Source organism: Shewanella sp. SM87, from assembly GCF_025653705.1.
Lineage (GTDB): Bacteria > Pseudomonadota > Gammaproteobacteria > Enterobacterales > Shewanellaceae > Shewanella > Shewanella oncorhynchi.
The window spans coordinates 146,546-170,015 of record NZ_JAKKSC010000010.1 but is presented as its reverse complement, the minus strand read 5'-3'; the positions used below and the strand labels follow the sequence as shown (position 1 = coordinate 170,015).

Below are 23,470 nucleotides of genomic sequence, written 5' to 3'. Positions count from 1 at the left end.
TCTGGGCCGTGTCTCAGTCCCAGTGTGGCTGATCATCCTCTCAGAACAGCTAGGGATCGTCGCCTTGGTGAGCCATTACCTCACCAACTAGCTAATCCCACCTAGGTTCATCCAATCGCGGAAGGCCCGAAGGTCCCCTCCTTTCCCCCGTAGGGCGTATGCGGTATTAGCAGTCGTTTCCAACTGTTATCCCCCTCGACTGGGCAGATCCCTAGGCATTACTCACCCGTCCGCCGCTCGCCACCTCAGRAGTAAACTCCCTTGTGCTGCCGCTCGACTTGCATGTGTTAGGCCTGCCGCCAGCGTTCAATCTGAGCCATGATCAAACTCTTCAATTAAAGTTTTGTTGTTTGACTTTCGTCAAACGGCTCAATGAATTCTGATTTTTTGTTTCTCGCACTCCCTATAAAAGAAGGGTTGAAACAAACTGTACATATTACTATGAACACTCATTGTTACATTGATTTAAATTTTTGACTGCCAACCCGAAGGCTAAGCAGTTTCGATTAACTCAACACCTGTGAGTGTCCACACAGATTTCTTGTTTTATCTTGTTAAAGAGCAACTCAATATTCGTAAGAGAACTTGAGTACCACACTGAGCGCCGAACGCTTCCAGTTGGCTAGGGCTGCGTATTCTACGCATTTCCCGTTTCGCGTCAAGGAGTTTTTGCAAACTTTCTCAACACTCATCAATCAGTAAACTCATCGATGAACTGTCACATCAGGCTGCTTAACGCTGTCTGCCGTGTCAGTGGATGCGCATTATAGGCAGCAGAGGATTTTGTGCAAGGGCTTTTTTAACAATCTCCGCCAAGCGAATAAATAACCATCAAACTGCAGAAATATACTGCAACACTGAGCAATATCGCTGTTTGGGTTGATAAGTCTGGCAGAAAAAATCGCCTATTGCTGGGGTTTTAATAGATTGAATGGGCATAAACGGAAGTTGATAGCTATTTCTCGCTATATCTATCAGCAAACCTCTAAAAACGTTATGCCTAGTGTGATGCCTTACTCTTGTTTGCACCTAGCTAATGATAAGCAATGATCAAAAGCACGAGCCCTAAGGTTTATGCTCTTCTTGTTTCTCTTTCTCGAGATCTGTAACGACTTGAGTTTGTGCAGCAGCTTGGACTGAGGAGTTCGTCTCGACATTCGCTACCGTATCATCACCGACAATATGAGCGACTTTGAGTTTTCTCACGGTTCGAATCGTAATGATTGGGCCTGAAATCGCATATAAGTAGAAGCCGACACATAAGATCAATGCAGGTTGAACTGACACCACCACAAATACACCGACGACCAGTAAGATCACGATAAAGTTAACCTTGCCACGCCAGTCAATTTCTTTAAAGGAGTGATAGCGGAAATTGCTGACCATCAGTAAACCGGTTGCCGCAGTAACAAGGGCCGCAATCCAACTGATGTTTCTTCCATCGAGACTATATTGATTACCAAGCCAAATACTGCCGGCAATAACAGCTGCGGCTGCCGGGCTGGCGAGACCTTGAAAGTAACGCTTATCGGCGACGCCAACTTGCGTATTAAATCGAGCGAGCCTGAGTGCCGCACCTGCACAATAAATAAATGCCGCCAACCAACCAATTTTACCTAAGTCGGCTAATGCCCAATTGTAGGCGAGTAGTGCTGGTGCCATTCCGAAGGACACCATATCCGCCATACTGTCGTATTCGGCACCAAAATCACTTTGAGTATTAGTCAGTCTTGCCACTCGACCATCGAGACCATCACAGATCATGGCTATAAAAATGGCTATTGCAGCAGCTTCAAAGTTAGCATTCATGGAAGCAATCACAGCATAAAAGCCAGAAAACAATCCTGCTGTCGTAAAAAGATTAGGCAGTAAATAGATACCTTTATTCTTTACTGTTTGATTTGAAGAATTTTGCATACACTTATTACGCTAGTTCAGTGAAGAGAAGTTAGCTTTCAAGATAACATATTTTATTATCATGTCGATGAGAGACCAGTTAGGGATAATTTCGATGTTAAAAGTGAACATGTTCAGAACAATACTGTATCGATGGCTCTGGCTCAGCCTTTTCATTGGCCCCGTTTCTGCGGGCGTTATCTATACTTGGGTCGATGAAAATGGGGTGACACATTACAGCCAGCAAGCCCCACAACAAGAAAGCATCAAAACATCAAAACTCTACAGTGAAGATTTAGAGCAGGCGAAAGTCGGTTTTATCGCGCCGATAAAGAAAGTTGAGCCAACTTCTAAAGCCAATGAATTAGAAAAGTCAGCGGCACTGATTAAAGAAAAAGACGCCAAACAGGCTAACTCCATTTGTGAGAGTGCAAAACACAATTTAGAAATACTCACAACGCACACTAAGCTTATCCGCCAAACTTCCGATTCGGGTGAATCTGTCGCTATGACTGAGGAGGATCGCCAAGCCTCTATTGCCCAACAGCAGGAAAGAATCAAACTCTTCTGTGATAAGAAGTAGCCAAATTCACTATGCCACTACATTAATGAACAACGATTAAGCTGATGCAATAAAAAAGGAGCCGAGTTAAAAACTCGGCTCCTTTCGTTTTAGCGCGTGAAGCGGGAGCGATACTGACTAAGAAAGCGCTATCTCTTATTGCGAGATAGTTTATTTCAAGCTCGTTCATTCAAGAACGCTTATTGCAGTTCGCCTATTTCAACCTATCCAACTTCAAGCTTGCTGTTAACGTATCGCATTCAAAAAACACACTAAGTGACTAGCTACTGGTCACAGGTTATTGCTCGAACACTAACTCGCCACCCGCACAGCTGACCTTGATCGGTTTACCCGGTAACAAGTCGCCACGCAGTAATTTCTGCGCCAGCGGGTTTTCGACTTCTTGCTGCAATGCCCGTTTCAACGGTCTTGCACCATACACAGGATCGAAACCAATTTCCGCAATCAGTGATAATGCGTCGTCGGTGATCTCCAATGTATAGTCCTTTTCAGCCAAACGTTGGCGTAAGGAAGCAATTTGTATCGAAGCAATACGTTTGATATTGGCAGCATCCAATGGATGGAACACCACAGATTCATCGATACGGTTTAAGAACTCGGGTCTGAAACTGTGAGTGACGACATTCATTACCGCCGCTTTCATCTCTGCATAGGTCACTTGACCAAATCCTTCTTGGATAATGTCGGAGCCTAAGTTCGAGGTCATAATGATCACTGTATTTCTAAAATCGACAGTACGACCTTGACCATCGGTTAAGCGTCCATCATCAAGCACTTGCAGTAAAATGTTAAACACATCGGGATGCGCTTTCTCGACTTCGTCGAGCAATATCACCGAATAAGGTTTACGACGAACGGCTTCCGTTAAGTTACCGCCCTCTTCATAACCTACGTATCCTGGAGGCGCACCCACTAAACGCGATACTGAGTGTTTCTCCATAAACTCAGACATATCAATGCGCACTAAGGCCGATTCGGTATCAAATAAGAACCTCGCCAGTGATTTACAAAGCTCAGTTTTACCTACACCCGTTGGGCCTAAGAACAGGAACGAGCCAATCGGGCGATTTGGATCCGCCAGACCCGCGCGGCTACGACGAATCGCATTCGCGACCGCATCGACGGCTTCGTTTTGGCCGATCACTCGTTCATGCAGCGCCACTTCCATTTGCAGTAATTTTTCGCGCTCGCCTTCAAGCATTTTCGATACGGGTATTCCCGTCGCTTTCGACAATACTTCGGCGATTTCGAACTCAGTAACCTTGTTACGCAATAACGTCATGTCCTGCATTTCGGCTTGCGATGCCAAATCGAGCTGTTTTTCAAGCTCAGGAATACGACCGTATTGCAGCTCAGACATCCGAGTTAAATCACCCGCACGACGCGCTACTTCTAAGTCCATTCGAGCCTGTTCGAGATCGGCTTTTATGTGCTGAGTGCCCGCTAATGCGGCTTTTTCAGTACGCCAGATTTCGTTCAACTCTGAAGCTTTCGCTTCAACATCACGTAATTCCTCTTGCAGATGGTCAAGCCTGCGACGACTCGCCTCATCATTTTCTTTGGCTAACGCTTGCTCCTCCAGTTTGAGCTGGATAGCACGACGTTCGAGCCTGTCGAGTGACTCAGGTTTTGAGTCCATTTGCATACGGATACTCGATGCCGCTTCATCGATCAAATCGATCGCTTTATCGGGTAACTTACGGTCCGACACATAACGGTGCGACATGGTCGCTGCCGCCACAATCGCCGGATCGGTAATTTCCACATGGTGATGCAGCTCGTAACGTTCTTTCAGTCCACGCAAAATAGCAATGGTGTCTTCAACGCTTGGTTCATCCACCAACACTTTTTGGAAACGTCGTTCAAGCGCCGCATCTTTTTCAATATACTGACGATACTCATCGAGCGTTGTCGCACCCACACAGTGCAAGTCACCACGCGCTAACGCAGGTTTGAGCATGTTACCCGCATCCATTGCGCCTTCACCTTTACCGGCGCCGACCATAGTATGCAGCTCGTCGATGAAGAGGATCACTTGACCTTCTTCCTGTGATAACTCATTAAGTACCGCTTTTAAACGTTCTTCGAACTCACCGCGATATTTAGCGCCCGCAATCAATGAGCCCATATCGAGGGATAAAACGCGCTTATTTTTAATGCCCTCGGGGACTTCACCATTAACGATACGCTGGGCAAGTCCTTCAACAATCGCCGTTTTACCCACACCCGGTTCACCGATAAGGACGGGGTTATTTTTACTGCGACGTTGTAACACTTGGATCGTACGGCGAATTTCATCGTCACGGCCGATCACAGGATCTAACTTGCCTTGTTCGGCTCGCTCGGTGAGATCGATAGTAAACTTCTTCAACGCTTGGCGTTGATCTTCAGCGTTCGGATCATCCACTTTTTGGCCGCCGCGCATTTGTTCAATGGTTTGTTCCATCAACTCTTTGGTCGCGCCGGCTTTTTTCAACGCTTGTGCAAGAGCATCGGCACCTTCTAACGCAGCTAATACAAATAATTCGCTAGAGATATATTTATCTTTACGCTTTTGCGCCAATTTATCGCACAGATTTAATAAACGGATTAAACCTTGGGATAATTGTACATCGCCGCCAGTCCCTTCAACTTGAGGTAAGCGTTCCAGCTCTTGACTCAAGAGCGATCGCAGCGCACTCACTCGAATGCCAGCTTGGGTCAATAAGGGATGGATTGAACCTGAATCTTGGTTCAACAATGCCATCATCAAATGCAGCGGTTCAATAAACTGATGATCACGCCCAAGTGCGAGTGACTGGGCATCAGAGATGGCAAGCTGAAATTTATTGGTCATACGATCGAGTCGCATACAGCCTCCTAACACTCATATAGTAGAGATATGCCAATCCATAAGACATCTTGCCAATTTAGTGGCTTTAAAATCAGTACCGCTAATGGAGAGATCTAAATAGGATTGGTATTACATTTCGTTAGTTAAAAGATGGGGGCTATTTAGCCAAATTCAAGAGAATAACGCGCAAATAAATACAAACTGTAGGGGAATTGGCTTAAGACTTAAGCCAGATCAATGAAGCCATGCGTCCCGTCACCTTATCGCGACGATAAGAGAAGTAATCCGTGTCGCTGACTGTGCAGATATCTGCGCTATAAATATGGTTTATACCGAGTAAACTCAAGCGTAATTTAGCCAAGCCAATAATATCGGCAAGATACTTGTTACCACTTGGAATAAAACACGCTGCCGACTGCGGATGTAAAGTACAAAAGGCTTGCTGTACTTCAACACCGACTTCAAATTTTTGTGGACCAATAGCCGGACCGAGGTAGGCAATCAACTCATCCATAGGTGAACTAAACTGCGCCGCGGTGGCCTCAATCACGCCATCACATAAACCACGCCAACCGGCATGGGCTGCAGCCACTTCGGTTCCCGCTTGATTACACAACAACACAGGTAAACAATCGGCAGTCATTATAGCGCAAACTTGGCTAGCCGTTCGGCTGTAACTGGCATCGGCAATCTGTGTATCCACAGCAGGAGCTAAGCTCAGCGCATCTAAATTAAGCACATGAGTACCATGCACTTGCTCGAGCCAGACAGGCTCGGCGGTTAACGCTAATTGTTTGCAGAGTAATTCACGATTAGCCATCACCAGCTCAGGCGCATCACCGACGTGCAGTCCAAGATTCAAACTGTCATAGGGATGCACACTCACACCGCCATGACGATTTGTCATAGCGATGCCAACATTAGCGGGAACAGGCCAATCGTGATTAAACACTTACAAATACTCGATCGGATGCTCGACCGTGTCTTGACGCAGTGCTTTCGTCAAAATCACCATGTCTTCAGGAATTGGCGCGTGCCAGCTCATGATTTCACAACTCACAGGATGGGCTAATTCAAGACGCACAGCGTGCAGAGCTTGGCGCTTGAAGTTTTTCAGAATATCAAAAAACTCTGGGCTGGCCCATTTCGGCGGTTTTGGACGACCACCATACACAGGATCGCCCACTAATACGTGGCCTATGTATTCCATGTGCACACGAATTTGGTGAGTACGACCAGATTCAAGGCGCAATCTTAGACGAGTGTGATTACGGAATTTTTCCGCCACACGATAATGCGTCACAGCTGGTTTACCTGAGTGATGCACCGCCATATGAGTACGTTTCGTTGGATGACGACCAATCGGCTCATCCACAGTACCGCCACCTGTCATAGTCCCCATCACAATCGCTTCGTATTCACGAGTGATTTCACGGGCCTGCAAGGCGGCCACTAAATGGGTTTGCGCTTCAACGGTTTTGGCTACAACCATTAAACCTGTAGTATCCTTGTCCAGACGGTGCACAATACCAGCACGTGGTACATGCTCAATATCGGGACAATGGTGCAATAGTGCATTCATCAAAGTGCCATCGGCATTGCCAGCACCAGGGTGAACCACGAGTCCCGCTTGCTTATTGATCACAATAATGTCGTCATCTTCATAGACGATATCCAGATCAATGGCCTGTGCCGCTGCGTGAACTTCTTCTTCAAGAGTGGCATCTATGAGTATCTGTTGCAGCTCATAAACTTTCTCTCGGGGCTTATTAACGACAACGCCGTCAACATAAACTGCATCAGATAGGATCCATTCCTTGATGCGCGTGCGCGAGTAATCTGGGAACAACTCTGCTAGGGCCTGATCTAATCTCAGTCCAGTTTGTGTTGCCGAAATCTCGCTTTTTAGATTAATCTCTTGTGTCATAGGAACCGTATCCCCATTTAGGGGTCAAAAAATGTGTGCTATCTGTTACAATCGGATGTTTTCTATTTTATAGTGAAATGGAAAAATTCTTAACTACAACTTAAAAAGAATTGAATTCAAGTATGTATAAATTTTCCAAAGGCGTTACCTTAGTCCTATTTTCACTAGCGTTATCAGCCTGTAGCAGCAGCCCTGATGATAACGATATTGCCGCCAAAACGTCACCTGATGTACTTTATACTCAGGCAAGAACCTCTATGGAGCTTGGCAATTACTCTAAAGCTGTCCGTTCTTTGGAAGCGTTAGACTCACGCTTCCCCTTCGGACCTCACAAAACTCAAGTCCAGTTAGACCTGATATATGCTTACTATAAAATGGACGATGTCGCTTCTGGTATTGCGAACATAGACAGATTTATCCGTCTTAATCCAACTCATCCAGATGTAGACTATGTGTTCTATATGCGCGGTTTAGTGAACATGCAAGCCGACAATTACATGTTCCACGACATGCTTAATATCGACCGAACCGATCGTGACCCTAAAAATGCTCAAGATGCTTTCAAAGATTTTGATCGTCTTATCAAAACCTACCCTAACAGCAAATATGCCGCCGATGCGCAAAAACGCATGTTAGCGTTGAAGAATCGCTTAGCAAAATATTCAATTCAAGTTGCCGAGTATTATCTCAAGATGAATGCATGGAGCGCCGCAGCAATCCGAGCACAATCTGTAATGGAAACATACCCTGGCACCCCTTCAAATGAACGGGCATTAGAGATAATGATAGAAGCTTATGGCGAATTAGGTCAGAGCAAGCTGAAGCAAAACGTGCTCATGGTAATGCAAGCTAACTTCCCAAACAATGAAATCTTATCAAACTAACCGAGAATGCCCCTTTAATAGGGGCATTTTTTGCTTGGTGACCCTAGATAAGCCATAAATAGATAACGCTAAGTTCTCAGTGTGGATAGTGGTTTGGCTATTTTTACATCCTCAATACCAACACAAATGACACTTTCGTGTAAATCTTATCCAACTGAGTCACTTTTTCCGTTATTTAGTAAAAATCTATTGACTCAAAACCCGAAAAGCCTTTAAATTGCGCCCGTCGCCCGAATAGCTCAGTCGGTAGAGCAGAGGATTGAAAATCCTCGTGTCCCTGGTTCGATTCCGGGTTCGGGCACCATCTTTAAATGTGTTGCGATAGCGACTTATGTTAGAGAACTGCGATAGGTACAGTGCAGGTGTGGTGGAATTGGTAGACACGCCAGCTTCAGGTGCTGGTGCTCGCAAGGGCGTGGAGGTTCAAGTCCTCTCACCTGTACCAAATTGCAGTTCAAAAGTTAAGATTCACAGTGTTAAGATTGTCAATTCGATGAAATATCGAATAGCCATGCAGATGTGGTGGAATTGGTAGACACGCCAGCTTCAGGTGCTGGTGCTCGCAAGGGCGTGGAGGTTCAAGTCCTCTCATCTGTACCAACATTTAAACCTCGCCAAGCGAGGTTTTTTTGTATCTAAAGCAAAATAAATTTTCTGTAACTCTCCCCTCTTTCCTCAGATTTGCTATACCTATTGTTACAGACTCATCATAGGGATAGATAGAGTTCTGCCTAAAGGACTCTTTAGTTCACTGAGGCTATCCATATGAACGGTCTACAAATAAAACAAAAAATGTCTATCGGCATTCTGGTTCCCCTTGTAATGCTAATGACGATTGGCTTTCTCGCCATTAATATGATGGGTAAAATTGAATCGGGTGTTGAACGTATCTATGGCGATAGAGTTGTGCCACTAGACGATTTAAAAGTGATTGCTGATAAGTACGCGGTCGATGTTATCGATGCGGTCAATAAGGCGAACGCGGGTGGTTTCACCGCCTCTCAAGCAGCTGAAGCGCTAGACAGTGCCAAATCTACCATTACCCAGCATTGGCAAAAATACTTAGCCACTGAACTTACCTCAGAAGAATCCCGACTCGTAAAACAAGCCGAAGTACTGTTCTCACCCGCGAATCAACAGATTGACACTCTGGTCTCACGCTTAAGAGGATTAAATGGTGATGTATCAAGCCAATTATCGGCCAATATCTTGCCGCTTTACCAAGTAATAGACCCCATCAGTAACCAAATATCTGAACTGATTGCACTGCAAATTCGCGTGGCAGGCGAAGAAAAAGATCGTGTGAATGCCATTTACCAATCTTCAATCACTATTTTTGTAGCATTAGCCTGTGCCGCCATGATTATCAGTATTGTGATTGGGCTCTGGGTCAATCGCAGCGTGATGAATCCTATTAATGACATTTTCAGTAAACTGAAGCTGATCCATCAAGACTCAGATCTTACCGTCAAATTCACTACTTTTAATCACGATGAGCTAGGACAAATATCCACTAGCCTCACCCAAGTTATTGAACACTTGCGGGGCATTCTTCATTCGATTGCCGAAGCGGCAAATACCGTTAATAGTTCAGCAAATGAGTTAAGCAGCTTCACGCAGGCAACCAATAAACGTATGCAACAGCAGCAAGCTGAAACGGAGCAAACTGCAACGGCCATGAATGAGATGACGGCAACGGTCGCAGAAGTCGCCCAAAGCGCATCTGCAGCGGCAGATTCAGCCAAAGATGCCGATACCTATGCCGCCAATGGCAATAATATTGTGATGCAATCGATTAGCAGTATGTCGCAATTATCTGATCAAATTCAAAAAACGGCACAAGTCATTGGATTTCTGTCTAATGAAAGCCAAAATATCGGCCGTGTACTCGATGTGATAAAAAGCATTGCCGAGCAAACCAATCTATTGGCATTAAATGCCGCCATTGAAGCGGCCCGTGCGGGAGAACAAGGCCGCGGCTTTGCAGTCGTTGCGGATGAAGTACGGACCCTTGCGCAGCGCACCCAAAAGTCTACCCAAGAAATTGAGGCCATGATTGCCACACTACAACAAGGCGTTAAAGAAGCAGTTAACGCTATGGAAATTGGTATAAATCAAGTAGATGATGCTAATGATAAAGCCAATCAATCAGGCCAAGCATTGAAAGAAATCGTCTCCTCAGTAGACAGCATCACAGAACTTAATACTCATATTGCGACCGCTGCCGAAGAACAAAGTAGCGTTGCCGAAAGCATTAATCGCAGTATTATTGCCATCAGCGATATTGCCGAACATTCCACCGCATCGGCGGCTGAATTAAGTGAATCTGTGGTTAATTTAACTAAACTCGCCAACAGTATGCGCAATCAAGTGAGTGCATTTAAACTCTAAGTCAAAAAACCACACTATGACTGCAATAAGCTTTGCTGTTGCAGTTAACCTCCCCCATTACCTCTGTAATACATTGAAATAATATATTTATTTATCATTTCCCTATCTCATACCCGCTTTGATAAAGCACTTCAAATGACCTCAATCACGCTTATCGGTAGCACGAATTGCGATCATCACTATTGATCTAAATCAAATAGATCTTTAAACTTATTTAACATTCATAATATTTACATGTTAAGGATTTTCTATGTTGGACAGCCGTACAATCCAAGTTATCAAGAGCACTATCCCCTTACTCGAATCCGCAGGCCCTGCGCTGACGACCCATTTTTATGAACGTATGTTCAAACATAATCCTGAACTAAAAGATGTATTTAACTTGGCACACCAGCATTCTGGTGGCCAGCCTGTTGCCCTGTTCAACGCCGTCGCGGCTTATGCTAAAAATATTGAAAACTTAACGGTGCTAAGTTCGACTGTCGAGCGCATTGCCCAAAAACATACAGGCTTTCTGATCAAGCCTGAGCAATATGCGATCGTCGGCAGCCACTTATTGGCCACCCTTAAAGAGTTAGGCGGTGATGCAGTAACAGAAGAAGTATTAGAAGCTTGGGCCCAGGCCTATGGATTTTTAGCAGATATATTTATTCAACGAGAAGCTCAAATTTATCAGGAACATGCAGAACAAGATGGCGGTTGGGTGGGTGAGCGTCAGTTTATCATTAGCGCGAAAAAGACTGAGTCCACAGTCATTACCTCCTTCATATTGACGCCCGAAGATGGTAAGCCAGTTAAAGATTTCATTCCCGGCCAGTACTTAAGTTTGAAACTAAAACATCCCAATTTAGCATATGAAGAAATCCGCCAATATTCCCTATCCGATGCGCCGAATGGCAACAGTTACCGCATCAGTGTGAAACGTGAATTAGGTGGTCAAGTGTCTAATCTGCTACACGATACCATGCATATCGGTGACAAAATTGCAATTATGCCGCCGGCGGGAGATTTTATCTTAGAAGTCGAGGCGGACATCCCCGTAGTGCTCATTTCAGCAGGAGTGGGTCAAACACCGATGAAAAGCATGTTGAATCAATTGATCAAGTTGCAACATCCAAGTGCTATTACTTGGCTACATGCCTGTGAGCAAGGTGATGTACATGGTTTCAAACAGGCTATTCACACCAAGCGCCAGCAACATCATAATCTGAAGAGCCATGTTTGGTATCGCAAGCCGAGTTCAACCGATGTGGTAGGTACAGATTATGATTTTGAAGGACAAATGGAATTAAGCAAAGTCGCAGATCAACTGCTTCCCCATGCACGTTACTATTTCTGCGGGCCTATTGGATTCATGTCAGCCATCAAGCAACAATTACTCGTTCTGGGTGTATCAACTGAAAACATGCACTATGAAGTATTCGGCCCCCACGCCGATCTCTAATCCCATGTCACGGGCTTGGGACACTTGACTCTCAAGTCCATTTTTATATTTAGAATCCGCAGAATAATGGCTAATAAATTGAAGTGCTCTATGTCTCTAAGCTACCGGTTTACAGCGGATAGAAGCCACTTCTGCGGCAGTCAGCACACGACTTTTGCCCGACGCCAGAGCTTCATCCAACACAATATCACCTATTGATAATCTATGTAGACCAACAACTGGGTTTCGAAAGCGACCAAACATCCGCTTAATTTGATGGTACTTACCTTCCTTTAAAGTCACTTCAGCAACATGATCAGCAAGGATCACCAATTTAGCAGGCTGAGTTATTATATCTTCAAAGCTGAAATACATACCTTCGGCAAATGCGGCGATATATTCTTCAGTTAATGGATTAGCTAAGGTAACGCGATACACTTTATCGACCTTATGCGTTGGTGACATTAGTGCATCAGACCAGCGGCTGTCATTGGTCAGTAATAACAAACCCGAAGAATTTAAATCTAGTCTACCCGCGATATGTAACTCATCACGGGCTTCGCAATCGAGCAAATCAATCACGGTTTTATGCTGAGTATCTTTAGTCGCGCTCACCACGCCAATCGGCTTATGCAACATCAAATAAACTGGCGTGTTGGCCTGTAATATTTGCCCATCGAGTTGGATGTGAGAAAACTCATCCACTTGCCTATCCATGTCCTTCACTATCAATCCATCAACGCGTACTCGGCCCAAGAGTAACAGTTCACGTACCGCTTTACGGTGAGTGTGTAACTGGGTACAGAGATAACGATCGAGTCGGCCGCGCTTAGACTGCATAACACCACAAATGACGAAATATGAATGGGATAGCCATTCTAGCAGGATGCGAGTTCAGGTCATAGCGAGCCAATACTGTAAGCATCACAGAGCTTATTTAGAGCAAAATTAGATCAAACTAGGCAAAATTTGTTAAGCTAGGCGTTCAATTCATCTTATTGTGAGTGGTTACCGCATCAAAAACTTATCTGCAAGTCCCGTTATGATACGTTCGAACCTGCTATTTTTAGCCTTGTTTTTAGTGATACTCGCGAGCTCATTCTTCACTCAAGCGAGCGATGCAGAAAATCCCCCTGAAGCGCCTCAACCTTTCGCCATCCATGATAAACCGCTGATAGAGCGCTACGTCTTCGATGAACTCAAATCTCTCAGATACGATCAACAGGATCTTGAGCGGCGCCTCACCATAGATATCACAGATCGCGAACTGGCCGTTGCCGACAAGTCGATGAATTACGCCAATGTCACTGTCACTTACTTCTTTTATATGATCGCCGGCGTCGCCTCTTTAGTCGCCTTTATCGGCTGGCAATCCCTACGGGAAATCAAGACACATACCGCCAAACTGGCCGCGAATCAGCTACAGAGTATTGCCGAACAATACGAAGAAAAGTTCAAATTACTCGAGCAAGAACTCAAGCATAAGAGTCGTACTATCACAGACAATAATCGTGAAATAGAAGTGATTAATGAAATTCATAATCTGTGGCTACGCGCCCAAAGTGCCCAGACACCCGAACAAAAAATTGAAGTCTACGATGAAATCCTCACGATTCGACCTGGAGACTTGGAAGCGCTGACCTACAAGGCCGATGCCGCAATGGAAATGCGCGAATTTAATTGGGCACAAAGCCTATGTAATCGTGTTTTGGAAGTTGACCCAACTAACGCCCATGCTTTTTATCAAAGAGCCTGCGCCTTTGCGTGTTTAGGTGTTGAAGATAGGGCAATTTCTGATTTGGAACGTGCAATCCATAACAGCGCATCCTTCAAAGAGCTAGCGTTGGATGAAGCTGATTTCTCACAACTTAAAGGGCATCCTCGTTTCGAAACCTTATTGGCCTATCACGAACCTGATAAGCCCTAAGCTCCTAAGTTTAAGCCCAGAACGAATGCTTAATATGTAGCGTTAGCTTTCAGTGACGTTTTATCCCACAGATAAAACGCCTCAAGCAAACAACTTAAGTGCACTACTAGGCTATCGTCGCAACTTTAATTACCGCAATCTTATATGCACAGCGGCGAGCACCTTCGATGATATGCTCTTCGCGGCTCACCACGGCAATATCAGCGAATAACTGCTGGAAAAGTTGCAACTCAGAGCGGCAAAAGTTCAAACACTTAGTCGCTGCGGCGCAGATTGGACAATGATTTTCGAGTAAAAAATACACGCCATCGATGTGTTCCATGGTCGCCATATAACCTTCGTTCGAGCGTAATTTTGCAAGTATGGCCAGACGTGTCGGAATATCAGTAGCCCCTTCCATTGCCGCACGATATTGGACTAACGCACTTTGCTCCCTGTGACCGATAAGCTTATCCAAGCCTTGGTCGCCAAAGATCATTTTTACCGAGTCAATTAGCTGTACCGTCAATTCCTCATGGCGATCGGCAAAGTGAGTACGGCTTTGTTCGGTCAATCCCCAGTAACGTGTTGGGCGACCGCGGCCTTCAACTCGATCCTCAATATCCACATCACCCATATCTTCCAAAGCCTGAAGATGTTGACGCACTCCCATAGTCGTTAACGCCAATTCCTCCGCTAAGGTTTTAGCAGTAAGCGGGCCATGCAACTTGAGTAATTGAATAATCTTATCAGTAGTTTTCATTGAGTCTCCCCGATTTCAGCCGAAGCATTATCTCCCAATCTCCGTAGCTTTAACAGATTAAATAAACTTTTTTATTTACTTTATCCTTTACAAGATTAAGTAAAGCAATTACCTTACAAATAATTTATAAACAAATAGGTTTACTTAATGGAATTACTCATCATCAGCACCAGCCAAAGACCCGATTCACAAAGTGCTAAAGTCGGTCGTTATATCGCGGAAAGCAGTTTCTCATCTCCCCACAACATGGGTTACGACACGATACATCACTTAGAACTATGCCTGTTTAATCTGCCCTTTTGGGACGGAGAAGAAGACAACAAAGGTGAACACTGGCCCGAAATAGAGCACAGAGTCGATGAAGCCGATGCGCTAGTGCTGATCACCCCAGAATGGGGCGGCATGGCATCACCATTACTGAAGAACTTTTTGTTGATGTGTACTCGCGAAGAAACCGCCCATAAACCCGCCTTATTAGTCTCAATATCGGACGGTATTAGCGGTACCTATCCTATCGTTGAAGTGAAGATGAATGCCCTTAAAAACAATAAATTAGTGCCCATACCCGATCACTTAATCATCCGAAATGTCAGCCATGTACTCAATGCAATCCCTGAGAGTGCCCGCGATATCGCGCTTAGGGAAAGAGTGCAATACAGCTTATATATGCTGCATCAATACGCCCAAGCATTAGCCCCCATTCGTGAACAACATGCCAATCAAGCGTACCCAAAACAGCAGGAATACTGTTACGGTATGTAAGCGGCTTGAGATTTTAACCACCAGCAACAGACTAAAATCATTACAAGGAACGCATTATGATTCATTTAGAGCATATCAATTTAGTGGTAGACGACATCCCCGCAACACTGCGCTTTTATCAAGCGGCTTTCCCCCATTGGCGTGTTCGTGGTGGTGATAAAGGCACTTGGTACGGCAAACCCCGTAATTGGATTCATTTTGGTGATGATTATCAATACATTGCTTTTAGTGACAATGGTGAAGGTGAAAACCGCGATTTGGCAGGTCATCAAATTGGACTGGCACATTTTGCCTTTGTGACCGACAACTTAGATGCTGTGATAGCAAGACTGACCCAGGCAGGTTTCCCTATTGCAAAAGATGGTATGGAAGATCCCTATCGACGCAATATTTACTTCTTCGATGCCCATGGCTTTGAAGTGGAATTTGTGGAGTATTTAACTGATATTCCAACGGAACGAAATCGCTATTAGCTATTAGCTATTAGCTATTAGCTAGCGTAAATCGTTATTAAAAAGAAGTAGCCAAGAACCGCATGTAGTGAATAGGGTGTAGGAGCTAGGTACTAGACACTATTCGCTTCGCTCGGATTGTTGCTGCGCCACAATGGCCGAATCCTTATGGGCATAAAAGTGGAGTCTAAACTGAGTATCTTCGGTCAGTAGCTCCACTTTATGCCAATATTCAGGATGTGAAATGGCGGTTTCACCTGCGCGAATAATAATTTCTTTATCTAACTCGCCCCTGCTACCCGTATAGCCATAAAACTTTAAGCTGCCCGTTAACACTTGGATTTGCCCATATACGCCAGCCTTAGTATTGTGCATGTGCAGCAACATTTTAGGGACGTTGTCATGGTTGAAAACCGGCGTTGATTTGTAATTTACAAAATCTTTGGGGACTAAGGCCATGATGTTTTGCACTCCTTGTGTCAAATCACGAAAATCGAACAATGCTTACGGCAAGACTAATATAGCCGTTGCCGTATTTCTGTCCAACTCATATCTTGACCTGTATAAACGAGCGGGTTTGAACGTCGAATTTGAAAACACCAAAGTGCTCATTCATGCTTGCAATAGCAAGGTTAGTTACTTTCATCACTGTAATCGCTACACTAGCCCGCATTAAGTGCCACCTCAATTAGATGACATGATGCCAACGCCCTATTCATACTCCACAACGTATATTTTAGATAAAGCCCATTTCGATGAATGCTATACGCAATCAGTGGTACCAGATCCCACGCTCAAACCTTACTACAAAGCCATTGGATTAACACTGATAGGTATCGCGCTTATTTTCACCGATATTAGCCTTTATTTAGCTTACTTTTTTGTTGGGTTAGGTGTTATCGAAGCGCTCAATGTGAAGTATCACAAAGCATGGTGGTTGATGCGTCAGATGATGAGTAAAGCGGCCAGCAATGAGGTCACACTCACTATTGATGGGCAAGGGATTCATACTCAATCCATGTCTGTGACCAGCCAAATTTTATGGACCGACATTTACCGGATTAAAGAAACTGAAAAAGGCTTCTTGATCACCCACAAAGCAGGCACGAGTTATGTTTCTCTCCGTAGCTTAGATGAAGCAGCTGTGGCCTATATTAAAACTAAAATCTAGTACAGCTAACACCCATAAAAAGGCTGATCTTCATCAGCCTTTTTTACAACTCTGCATTGCTGAATCGTTACTTTTTCAATTCACCAACCGGTAAAATCGTACGGCCATACTCATTATTAAGCACCTGCGCCATCGCAAAATAAATCGCACTCGCACCGCAAAGTATCCCTTCAAAGCCCGCAATAGTGCCAATCAAGGCGCTACCCGTAAAATCACGCGCCGCCAGCAGGAAAAATAAAATAGTTAAAGAAGCAAACACAAACTGTTTGGCTCTTGGATAACGCAAAGAACCCACAAACATAAATGCCGTGAATATGCCCCAAAGCGTTAAATACCAGCCCATAAAATACGTTGGACTCGCCGCAATGCCAGCATTAGGCATTAAAATGAGGCCCACTAGCGTTAACCAAAACAAACCGTAAGAGGTAAATGCCGTCGTACCGAAAGTATCGCCGCGCATGAAACACATAATCCCCACAATCACTTGACCAATGCCGCCGTAAAAAATCCCCATGGCTAAGATCATAGAATCAATAGGGAAATATCCCGCATTATGAATGTTTAACAAAATTGTTGTCATACCAAAGCCCATTAAACCTAATGGCGCTGGATTAGCCAGTTTTGTAGACACAGAGTTCCCCTAGAGAAAAATCAATAATTCAATAAAAATCAATAGCATTTGCCATTAATCTTATGCACGCGCACCTGCGAGAGCGGCGCATTCTAGAGGATAGCTACAATCTTAGCAATGTAATCATCAAAAACAAACGAACACATAAAAATAAATAATAAAAACATAAAGTTAAAATAATAAACCGTAAAATAAAATTTAAACTATAAAACACATAAAAATTAATTCTTTTTAATTCAATATTCTAGAAAAAAACGGCCTACAACATGCGTCATATCTCATTTTATATAACTTCTTATAACTACCGCATAATTCAGTTAACAGCGGCGAGTAAACCTTCATTAAAAATCGACCATAAACAGTGATAATAATGCACTTTATCGCAAATAAGTCCTTAAAGTGATGTAAGCAGCACTTTTGAAAGAAATCTAAGTTCTACAGTACACACAATTAAGCGCATAAGTTAAGCACATAAGTTTATCTGCAGAGTTTCATCGATTAATTTCAAGCACAAGTTCAGAAGAGCCAACTTAGCACACATGAGTTCAGAGGGAGGGTTGTGAACCTATCTAAAGCAGCCAAAAGGCTGCTAAGAATGAATCAAACTAGAGCAAATAAAGTACACTCAGCCAGCCCATTTACTTGAAGCGAATCAAGGGAAAACAAGGTAAAAAACCTTAATCAAGAAAGGTGAAAATTATTTATATCTAAAACAGAATAGCAGTGATAAATTGCTGATGTTGGCACAGTGGTATTAAGAGAATGCTTCTTAATCTGTGGTTGGCAATACATAACTAAAGGAAATAAAATGAATAAGTTATCAGCTGTTTTTACTCTATTGGCATTAGTAAGTTTCACTTCCTTTGCTGACGACTCCTCTTTACCGCCTGCACCAGCAGCCGATCTCGCTCAGCTGAAAGAAGTGTGCCAGCAGATGGCCTCTGAAGATCAAGTCGAAAATGCTGAGCTAAAACAATATGTGCTTGATTGTGTAAACGATCAATTGACAGAAATGGGCTACAAGTCAGTTACTGAGGTCAATTAATCTTCATTCTAATCTCTGTGTTATTACCGCAAAGTAGGTTATTCGGCTTCAGTCTGTGCCATTCACACTTGCGAATGGCATTATTATTTCCAAGCAACACAGCTTTTACATCATAATTAACATCATTTCAGTTACACTCGAAACTTATAAAACACAAAATTTAACATCCACAATTAACCGTACGAAAGCTGCCAAGATAAGCTTTTAGCATGACTATCAACATATTGTGCAATCCATAAATTTATTATTTAATTGATAGCTGTATCATTTTGCATCTCCGTGAATGAAACCACTGTTGAATTGAGCATAAAATGCTAATCTGTTTTCCTGTATTGTTAACCTCAGCCCTTAATCGTTAAATCATGTATCGTATTCTTTTTGTCCTCATTACAAGTTTAAGTATTTTGCCTGCAATCGGAATGGCGAAAGAAGCCTGTGCACCAGAAAATCAATGTATTGAGATGAACAACTGGGATCTAGGCATCGCCATAGGCTGGGGACAAAAAAGCAATCCACTCAGGGATTTTGACGATATTCCATTGTTCTTTATTCCAACAGTGGCCTATTACGGCGAACACTGGTTCTTCGACAATGGTAATTTAGGTTATACCTTAGCCGAGCAAGAAAGCTTTACAATTAACTTAGTAACAAGTTATAGCTTAGATAGAGCCTACTTCTATCAATGGGACCCATCAAATATCTTTTTGAATCGTGGCACTCAAGTTGAAGCCAAAGCCATAAATAGTATGGCTTTGTCGACTGAGCCCGAGCCTGAGTTTAATTCCTTAGAGACTCGGAACTTCACCTTACTTGGCGGTGCCGAAGCATTCATCTATACGCGGCTCGGTATTATTAGATTGGCGTACACTCATGATATGTTTAATGTGCATCAAGGTTCAGAAGCACAAATAAAATGGACCTATGGCTGGGATTACGATCGTTTCATTTTTGAGTTTGCGCTGGTATTTGATTGGAAGAGCCAAGCCGTAGTGGATTATTATTACAGCGTTAGACCCAGTGAAAACGCCTATTGGAGCGAAAAATATCAAGCAAAATCAGGTTGGGATAAAGGTGCGGAAATGACGGCCCGTTACATATTAACTGACAATTGGGATCTACTGTTGGCAGTTCGTTACACTCTAATTGCCGATGAGATTGCCGCCAGTCCCTTGTTAGACCAAGACTATAGCAGCACCTACTTTATCGGCGCTGCCTATAGGTTCTAACGTTAGTGACACTGCCTCAGTTAAGCTTGCTTTGCTTTATAGGTCTAAGCCTCGGCTTGATGGGCCAAAGTTCAGCACAAGCCAAAACTCGCGACTCGGCACTCAAACTCACACCCGAAATTTGCATCACAAGTTCAGAAACTGAGGCCTGTGACGTCTATATAGAACTACAGTGGGAACTCGCTAAAGATGAGCTTATCTGTATCTTGTCCGACAACGCCGCCTATCCCAAATGGTGCAGTGATTCAGTTTCAACCCATACGTTAAGCATGAAAATCCACACTATGACGGATATTCAATTTGTCATGGTGAGTAAAGACAGTAACCAAACTTTGGCTGGTGCCAAACTTAAAATCACTTCTGCATCACAACCTCAGGTTCGCAGACGTTACCGCAACCCTTGGAGTTTATTTTAATGACAAGCCCACAATCGAACCACAGAGTATTATTGGTTGAAGACGACGTTCGCCTAGCAAACTTGATTGTAGATTACCTAAAATCCCATGGTATGCATGTTGAAGTTGAACGCCGTGGCGATACAGTGCTAACACGATTAATCAATTACAAGCCAGATATCATACTGTTAGACATTATGCTACCGGGCATGGATGGCCTCACTCTGTGTGAGAAACTGCCCGATTATTTCGCAGGTCCAATTCTATTGATGAGCGCACTTGGCTCAAGTGAAGATCAAATCAAAGGACTAGAACTCGGTGCCGATGATTACGTGGTCAAGCCCGTCGATCCTGCTCTGTTAGTTGCGCGGATCAACAACTTACTTCGCCGTCAGAATCAGCCACCACAGGCAGAATCACACTGTCTAACCTTCGGTAAATTGAGTATCGACCCGCATACCCATGCGATTCGTCTTAATGAAACTGAAATTGATCTCACCAGCCATGAATTCGAATTGCTGTGGTTACTGGCCTCGCAAGCAGGCCAAGTGCTCAGCCGTCAGTATATTTATCAGTTGTTACTCAATATTGATTTTGATGGTAAAGATCGAAAAATTGACGTGCGGATCTCTAGATTACGTAAAAAACTCAACGATAATATTGAGACACCTTTCAGAATTAAAACCGTTTGGGGACAAGGTTATCTCTTTGCTCCTGAAGCTTGGAATAACTAAGCACAAATACAGTGAAACGTCTCTTTATCAGTTTATATTTGCTACTCAGTCTCAGCGTGCTTGGGATTGGCTGGACACTCGACAGCCTGTGGCAGAAGAATGTTGATGACAATAATGCCCTCGATGCGCCGTTAGTGGCATTGGCGCAATTATTAGCGGAATTACCTCCCGATGCCCGCCAACGGTATCTGGAGGCGATCCCAGCGAACCCTGTGATGCCACTGCAATTACTCAATGCAGATCAAGTCGCGCTGGCAGATAATCAAGCGTTAAGCACAAGCAAGGTGTTCACCACCACGGCCAATGATGATAGCTTGCTGCAGTTTATTCGAGTAGACGATCAAGTCTTAATGGCGGGGCCGCTGGACATAGATCCCAGAGCCAACCTTCGCAGCCTGTTCACCCTGTTCTTTTATTTATCACTCGCCCTTGTTGCGCTAATTTGGGTCGGCCCGCTTTCACGGGATTTGAGCATACTGCGTAAGGCCACCAAAGAATTTGGCGAAGCCAAATGGGACACGCGGATTACCCTGTCAAATCGCTCCCAAGTTAAGCCCTTAGCCAATACGTTTAACGAAATGGCGCGACATATCAGCGCCTTGATTGAGAACCAGAAACACCTTTCTAATGCGGTATCCCATGAGATCCGCACGCCACTGGCGAGGCTCAAATTTGCTCTTGCACTTATGCCTATGTATTGTCAGCCAGATTCGGACGAACAGAAGCGACAAGACTTTCTCGATGAAATGCAGCTCGACATCAAAGAAATGGAAGACTTACTTCAAGAACTGCTAACCTACGCCAGCTTAGAGTCACAGCGAGAAGGTATCCAGTTGGATGAGTACGATTTAATTAATCTCATCAATCAAAGTATTAAGCGCCTAGAAACCTTAAGTCCAACGCCTATAACGCTCAAAGCCGAAGTCGAAAAACTGCCCTTATTCGGAGAACCCGCATTAATCGAAAGGGCGCTACAAAATCTACTGACCAATGCGCAACGCTTTGCCCGCACTGAAATCATCATTGAAGTTAAGCAGACCCAGCACAGGGTCAATTTAAGTGTGAGTAACGACGGCGAACCTATCCCAGCGGTGGATTTACCGAAAGTGTTCGAGCCATTTTATCGCAGCCAATCGGTACAGAATGGCAATAAAGGACATGGTTTAGGCCTTGCGATCATCAAACGGATTATGCAACGACATCAAGGGAATGTGAGCGTCGTCAGCGATACGCAACATACCCGCTTTAGTTTAATCTGGCCAAAGAAACGTAAGCAGTGATAAGCATTAGGATTAGATAAACAAAAGTCACTCATGCATCTCACTCGCAAATGTAAAAAGCAAGTTAAACAAGCTAATTCAACCTATTAGTCTAGCTCGATGTCCCCAAAATCCAGATCGGCTTCGGGCTCAGGCTCAAAATTCAACTGTGGATTTAACGCTGCCCTTTCTTGCTCTATTTGTGCTTGCCTTGCTTTCATCATCGCTAACTGGCGACGACGTTTACGTTGAGTACACAGGCGAATGACATCATACTTTTGCGCATCTGAAAACGTTAACCAATTGAATCTTTCGTCACGGCTTCGCAGGCAACCATTACAGTAACCACGCACATCGGTAACACACACACCGATACAAGGACTCGGGATATCAAAAAAGGCTAACTGTTCCATAACCCGCCGCTATTCCTATCTAAAAATGAACCATACTCAAAACGACCCGCGCTAAAAAAGATACCGTTGGATTGCATTCAAAGCGATTCAAATACAACACACTTATCTAAAGTACTTGCAGAAACAACCTTAATCAAGGCACATTGAACAGAGTTTGTACAACTTGGAGCACTATCATGGGATACCGTCACTTTGCCAGTCTGCTCGTCGCTGTTGCCTTATTAAGCGCTTGCAGCAGTAAACCGAAAAACGATTATGATCTCAATTACGACTTCACCGCACTACGCAGCTTTACCCAGTTAACACCACAGCCGACGGATGACCCGTTAAGCGCCCAGCGTATTCAAGTAGAAATTAACAACCAATTGACTCAAAAAGGGTTTGTAGAAAATACAGCGTCGCCCGACTTTAACGTCGCCTACGCCTTACTCACCCAAGATAAGCCCAAAGATTCAGGGCTATCCATTGGATTAGGCACAGGCACATTCGGAAATTCGGGCGGGATTGGCATAGGCACCAGTGTTGGCGTGCCGCTGGGGAGTGATACCGCTAAAATTCAAACCATTCAGATAGATATTGTCGATCCTAAGACCAAAGCTCTTATTTGGCGTGGCAGCGACAGCTATGATTTCGATGCAGGCGGTAACGAGAAAGCCCAAGATACCGCCAAAGCCGTCAACCGAATTTTGACGCAATTCCCACCGAAAAAATGATCACGTTTTAAAGGGTAAAAATGGGCGCGTCTCGCCCATTTTCACCCATCAAACATTCATATC

Annotated in this window: 23 protein-coding genes, 3 tRNA genes and 1 rRNA gene; 17 read left to right on the top strand and 10 right to left on the bottom strand. The window is 44.1% G+C overall.

Going from position 1 to position 23,470, the window contains the following annotated elements; translation table 11 throughout:
• Positions 1 to 338: ribosomal RNA gene (locus L5M11_RS10625) — 16S ribosomal RNA — on the bottom strand; the annotation flags it as partial.
• 727 nt (positions 339 to 1,065) lie between these two features.
• A complete protein-coding gene (gene pssA / locus L5M11_RS10620; RefSeq protein ID WP_006085775.1) occupies positions 1,066 to 1,917 on the bottom strand; it encodes a CDP-diacylglycerol--serine O-phosphatidyltransferase in 852 nt (283 codons plus the stop codon).
• A 94-nt stretch (positions 1,918 to 2,011) separates the two neighbouring features.
• On the opposite strand from pssA, the gene L5M11_RS10615 reads away from it, so the two are divergent.
• The gene (locus L5M11_RS10615) at positions 2,012 to 2,479 is read left to right on the top strand and encodes a DUF4124 domain-containing protein (RefSeq protein ID WP_173246326.1); all 468 of its coding nucleotides are present in this window, start codon (positions 2,012 to 2,014) and stop codon (positions 2,477 to 2,479) included.
• A gap of 277 nt (positions 2,480 to 2,756) precedes the next feature.
• On the opposite strand, the gene clpB is transcribed toward L5M11_RS10615, so the two are convergent.
• The 3 genes from clpB to rluD all read right to left on the bottom strand — a co-directional run bounded on the left by clpB (position 2,757) and on the right by rluD (position 7,239).
• Positions 2,757 to 5,330, bottom strand: a complete 2,574-nt coding sequence (gene clpB, locus L5M11_RS10610) for an ATP-dependent chaperone ClpB (protein WP_263186842.1) — start codon at positions 5,328 to 5,330, stop codon at positions 2,757 to 2,759.
• Between the two features lie 199 nt (positions 5,331 to 5,529).
• Positions 5,530 to 6,264 (bottom strand): peptidoglycan editing factor PgeF, encoded by a 735-nt coding sequence (pgeF, locus tag L5M11_RS10605; RefSeq protein ID WP_263186841.1) that lies wholly within the window; start codon positions 6,262 to 6,264, stop codon positions 5,530 to 5,532.
• On the bottom strand, positions 6,265 to 7,239 hold the full coding sequence (rluD, locus tag L5M11_RS10600; RefSeq protein WP_105249966.1) for a 23S rRNA pseudouridine(1911/1915/1917) synthase RluD: 975 nt from the start codon (positions 7,237 to 7,239) through the stop codon (positions 6,265 to 6,267). It lies immediately after the preceding gene.
• A gap of 122 nt (positions 7,240 to 7,361) precedes the next feature.
• On the opposite strand from rluD, the gene L5M11_RS10595 reads away from it, so the two are divergent.
• The 6 genes from L5M11_RS10595 to hmpA all read left to right on the top strand — a co-directional run bounded on the left by L5M11_RS10595 (position 7,362) and on the right by hmpA (position 11,958).
• Positions 7,362 to 8,123, top strand: a complete 762-nt coding sequence (locus L5M11_RS10595) for an outer membrane protein assembly factor BamD (RefSeq protein WP_105249967.1) — start codon at positions 7,362 to 7,364, stop codon at positions 8,121 to 8,123.
• Between the two features lie 228 nt (positions 8,124 to 8,351).
• A tRNA-Phe gene (locus L5M11_RS10590) sits at positions 8,352 to 8,427 on the top strand.
• Positions 8,428 to 8,481: 54 nt separating this feature from the next.
• Positions 8,482 to 8,568: transfer RNA gene (locus L5M11_RS10585), tRNA-Leu, on the top strand.
• Between the two features lie 68 nt (positions 8,569 to 8,636).
• Positions 8,637 to 8,723, top strand: a tRNA-Leu gene (locus tag L5M11_RS10580).
• A gap of 165 nt (positions 8,724 to 8,888) precedes the next feature.
• On the top strand, positions 8,889 to 10,514 hold the full coding sequence (locus tag L5M11_RS10575) for a methyl-accepting chemotaxis protein (RefSeq protein WP_263192058.1): 1,626 nt from the start codon (positions 8,889 to 8,891) through the stop codon (positions 10,512 to 10,514).
• A 250-nt stretch (positions 10,515 to 10,764) separates the two neighbouring features.
• Positions 10,765 to 11,958 (top strand): NO-inducible flavohemoprotein, encoded by a 1,194-nt coding sequence (gene hmpA, locus L5M11_RS10570; protein ID WP_113939924.1) that lies wholly within the window; start codon positions 10,765 to 10,767, stop codon positions 11,956 to 11,958.
• A gap of 96 nt (positions 11,959 to 12,054) precedes the next feature.
• Here hmpA and L5M11_RS10565 read toward each other — a convergent pair whose 3' ends face one another.
• Positions 12,055 to 12,777, bottom strand: a complete 723-nt coding sequence (locus L5M11_RS10565) for a pseudouridine synthase (protein ID WP_263143490.1) — start codon at positions 12,775 to 12,777, stop codon at positions 12,055 to 12,057.
• 160 nt (positions 12,778 to 12,937) lie between these two features.
• Here L5M11_RS10565 and L5M11_RS10560 point away from each other — a divergent pair, with 160 nt between their 5' ends.
• Complete coding sequence (locus L5M11_RS10560) at positions 12,938 to 13,864, top strand: TPR end-of-group domain-containing protein (RefSeq protein WP_028759267.1); 927 nt, start codon at positions 12,938 to 12,940, stop codon at positions 13,862 to 13,864.
• A gap of 106 nt (positions 13,865 to 13,970) precedes the next feature.
• Here the strand turns inward: L5M11_RS10560 and L5M11_RS10555 are convergent, their stop codons facing one another.
• Positions 13,971 to 14,606: a helix-turn-helix transcriptional regulator gene (locus L5M11_RS10555; RefSeq protein WP_263178455.1), complete on the bottom strand. Its 636-nt coding sequence runs from the start codon at positions 14,604 to 14,606 to the stop codon at positions 13,971 to 13,973.
• A 147-nt stretch (positions 14,607 to 14,753) separates the two neighbouring features.
• Between L5M11_RS10555 and L5M11_RS10550 the strand changes: the two genes are divergently transcribed.
• Positions 14,754 to 15,368, top strand: coding sequence for an NADPH-dependent FMN reductase (locus L5M11_RS10550; protein ID WP_263192057.1), 615 nt, complete (start codon positions 14,754 to 14,756; stop codon positions 15,366 to 15,368).
• A gap of 56 nt (positions 15,369 to 15,424) precedes the next feature.
• Positions 15,425 to 15,841, top strand: a complete 417-nt coding sequence (locus L5M11_RS10545; protein WP_263192055.1) for a VOC family protein — start codon at positions 15,425 to 15,427, stop codon at positions 15,839 to 15,841.
• A 99-nt stretch (positions 15,842 to 15,940) separates the two neighbouring features.
• Here the strand turns inward: L5M11_RS10545 and L5M11_RS10540 are convergent, their stop codons facing one another.
• A complete protein-coding gene (locus L5M11_RS10540) occupies positions 15,941 to 16,279 on the bottom strand; it encodes a DUF1971 domain-containing protein (protein ID WP_168825047.1) in 339 nt (112 codons plus the stop codon).
• Between the two features lie 241 nt (positions 16,280 to 16,520).
• Here L5M11_RS10540 and L5M11_RS10535 point away from each other — a divergent pair, with 241 nt between their 5' ends.
• Positions 16,521 to 16,991, top strand: coding sequence for a YcxB family protein (locus L5M11_RS10535; RefSeq protein ID WP_219255296.1), 471 nt, complete (start codon positions 16,521 to 16,523; stop codon positions 16,989 to 16,991).
• 67 nt (positions 16,992 to 17,058) lie between these two features.
• Here L5M11_RS10535 and L5M11_RS10530 read toward each other — a convergent pair whose 3' ends face one another.
• Positions 17,059 to 17,622, bottom strand: a complete 564-nt coding sequence (locus tag L5M11_RS10530; protein WP_113939919.1) for an acetate uptake transporter — start codon at positions 17,620 to 17,622, stop codon at positions 17,059 to 17,061.
• 808 nt (positions 17,623 to 18,430) lie between these two features.
• Here L5M11_RS10530 and L5M11_RS10525 point away from each other — a divergent pair.
• The 5 genes from L5M11_RS10525 to L5M11_RS10505 all read left to right on the top strand — a co-directional run bounded on the left by L5M11_RS10525 (position 18,431) and on the right by L5M11_RS10505 (position 22,302).
• Positions 18,431 to 18,667 carry a hypothetical protein gene (locus L5M11_RS10525; RefSeq protein WP_028759260.1) on the top strand — a complete coding sequence of 79 codons (237 nt, stop codon included), beginning with the start codon at positions 18,431 to 18,433 and terminating at the stop codon, positions 18,665 to 18,667.
• Positions 18,668 to 19,029: 362 nt separating this feature from the next.
• Positions 19,030 to 19,893 (top strand): MipA/OmpV family protein, encoded by an 864-nt coding sequence (locus tag L5M11_RS10520; RefSeq protein ID WP_028759259.1) that lies wholly within the window; start codon positions 19,030 to 19,032, stop codon positions 19,891 to 19,893.
• A gap of 5 nt (positions 19,894 to 19,898) precedes the next feature.
• Positions 19,899 to 20,309, top strand: coding sequence for a DUF3019 domain-containing protein (locus L5M11_RS10515; protein WP_028759258.1), 411 nt, complete (start codon positions 19,899 to 19,901; stop codon positions 20,307 to 20,309).
• Positions 20,309 to 21,022 carry a response regulator gene (locus L5M11_RS10510; protein WP_006080570.1) on the top strand — a complete coding sequence of 238 codons (714 nt, stop codon included), beginning with the start codon at positions 20,309 to 20,311 and terminating at the stop codon, positions 21,020 to 21,022. The genes L5M11_RS10515 and L5M11_RS10510 overlap by 1 nt, the downstream gene beginning before the upstream one ends.
• An 11-nt stretch (positions 21,023 to 21,033) precedes the next feature.
• Positions 21,034 to 22,302, top strand: coding sequence for an ATP-binding protein (locus L5M11_RS10505; RefSeq protein WP_263185534.1), 1,269 nt, complete (start codon positions 21,034 to 21,036; stop codon positions 22,300 to 22,302).
• A gap of 86 nt (positions 22,303 to 22,388) precedes the next feature.
• On the opposite strand, the gene L5M11_RS10500 is transcribed toward L5M11_RS10505, so the two are convergent.
• Positions 22,389 to 22,694 (bottom strand): DUF1289 domain-containing protein, encoded by a 306-nt coding sequence (locus L5M11_RS10500; RefSeq protein ID WP_263192054.1) that lies wholly within the window; start codon positions 22,692 to 22,694, stop codon positions 22,389 to 22,391.
• 176 nt (positions 22,695 to 22,870) lie between these two features.
• On the opposite strand from L5M11_RS10500, the gene L5M11_RS10495 reads away from it, so the two are divergent.
• Entirely contained in the window at positions 22,871 to 23,407 is a 537-nt protein-coding gene (locus tag L5M11_RS10495; protein ID WP_198573002.1) for a DUF4136 domain-containing protein, read from the top strand.
• The last annotated feature ends 63 nt before the right edge of the window (positions 23,408 to 23,470 follow it).

Coding starts and splice junctions, on each gene's coding strand:
- pssA (WP_006085775.1), bottom strand. CDS start 1,917: ATGCAAAATTCTTCAAATCAAACAGTAAAGAATAAAGGTATCTATTTA.
- L5M11_RS10615 (WP_173246326.1), top strand. CDS start 2,012: ATGTTAAAAGTGAACATGTTCAGAACAATACTGTATCGATGGCTCTGG.
- clpB (WP_263186842.1), bottom strand. CDS start 5,330: ATGCGACTCGATCGTATGACCAATAAATTTCAGCTTGCCATCTCTGAT.
- rluD (WP_105249966.1), bottom strand. CDS start 7,239: ATGACACAAGAGATTAATCTAAAAAGCGAGATTTCGGCAACACAAACT.
- L5M11_RS10595 (WP_105249967.1), top strand. CDS start 7,362: ATGTATAAATTTTCCAAAGGCGTTACCTTAGTCCTATTTTCACTAGCG.
- L5M11_RS10575 (WP_263192058.1), top strand. CDS start 8,889: ATGAACGGTCTACAAATAAAACAAAAAATGTCTATCGGCATTCTGGTT.
- hmpA (WP_113939924.1), top strand. CDS start 10,765: ATGTTGGACAGCCGTACAATCCAAGTTATCAAGAGCACTATCCCCTTA.
- L5M11_RS10565 (WP_263143490.1), bottom strand. CDS start 12,777: ATGCAGTCTAAGCGCGGCCGACTCGATCGTTATCTCTGTACCCAGTTA.
- L5M11_RS10555 (WP_263178455.1), bottom strand. CDS start 14,606: ATGAAAACTACTGATAAGATTATTCAATTACTCAAGTTGCATGGCCCG.
- L5M11_RS10550 (WP_263192057.1), top strand. CDS start 14,754: ATGGAATTACTCATCATCAGCACCAGCCAAAGACCCGATTCACAAAGT.
- L5M11_RS10545 (WP_263192055.1), top strand. CDS start 15,425: ATGATTCATTTAGAGCATATCAATTTAGTGGTAGACGACATCCCCGCA.
- L5M11_RS10540 (WP_168825047.1), bottom strand. CDS start 16,279: ATGGCCTTAGTCCCCAAAGATTTTGTAAATTACAAATCAACGCCGGTT.
- L5M11_RS10535 (WP_219255296.1), top strand. CDS start 16,521: ATGCCAACGCCCTATTCATACTCCACAACGTATATTTTAGATAAAGCC.
- L5M11_RS10525 (WP_028759260.1), top strand. CDS start 18,431: ATGAATAAGTTATCAGCTGTTTTTACTCTATTGGCATTAGTAAGTTTC.
- L5M11_RS10520 (WP_028759259.1), top strand. CDS start 19,030: ATGTATCGTATTCTTTTTGTCCTCATTACAAGTTTAAGTATTTTGCCT.
- L5M11_RS10510 (WP_006080570.1), top strand. CDS start 20,309: ATGACAAGCCCACAATCGAACCACAGAGTATTATTGGTTGAAGACGAC.
- L5M11_RS10500 (WP_263192054.1), bottom strand. CDS start 22,694: ATGGAACAGTTAGCCTTTTTTGATATCCCGAGTCCTTGTATCGGTGTG.
- L5M11_RS10495 (WP_198573002.1), top strand. CDS start 22,871: ATGGGATACCGTCACTTTGCCAGTCTGCTCGTCGCTGTTGCCTTATTA.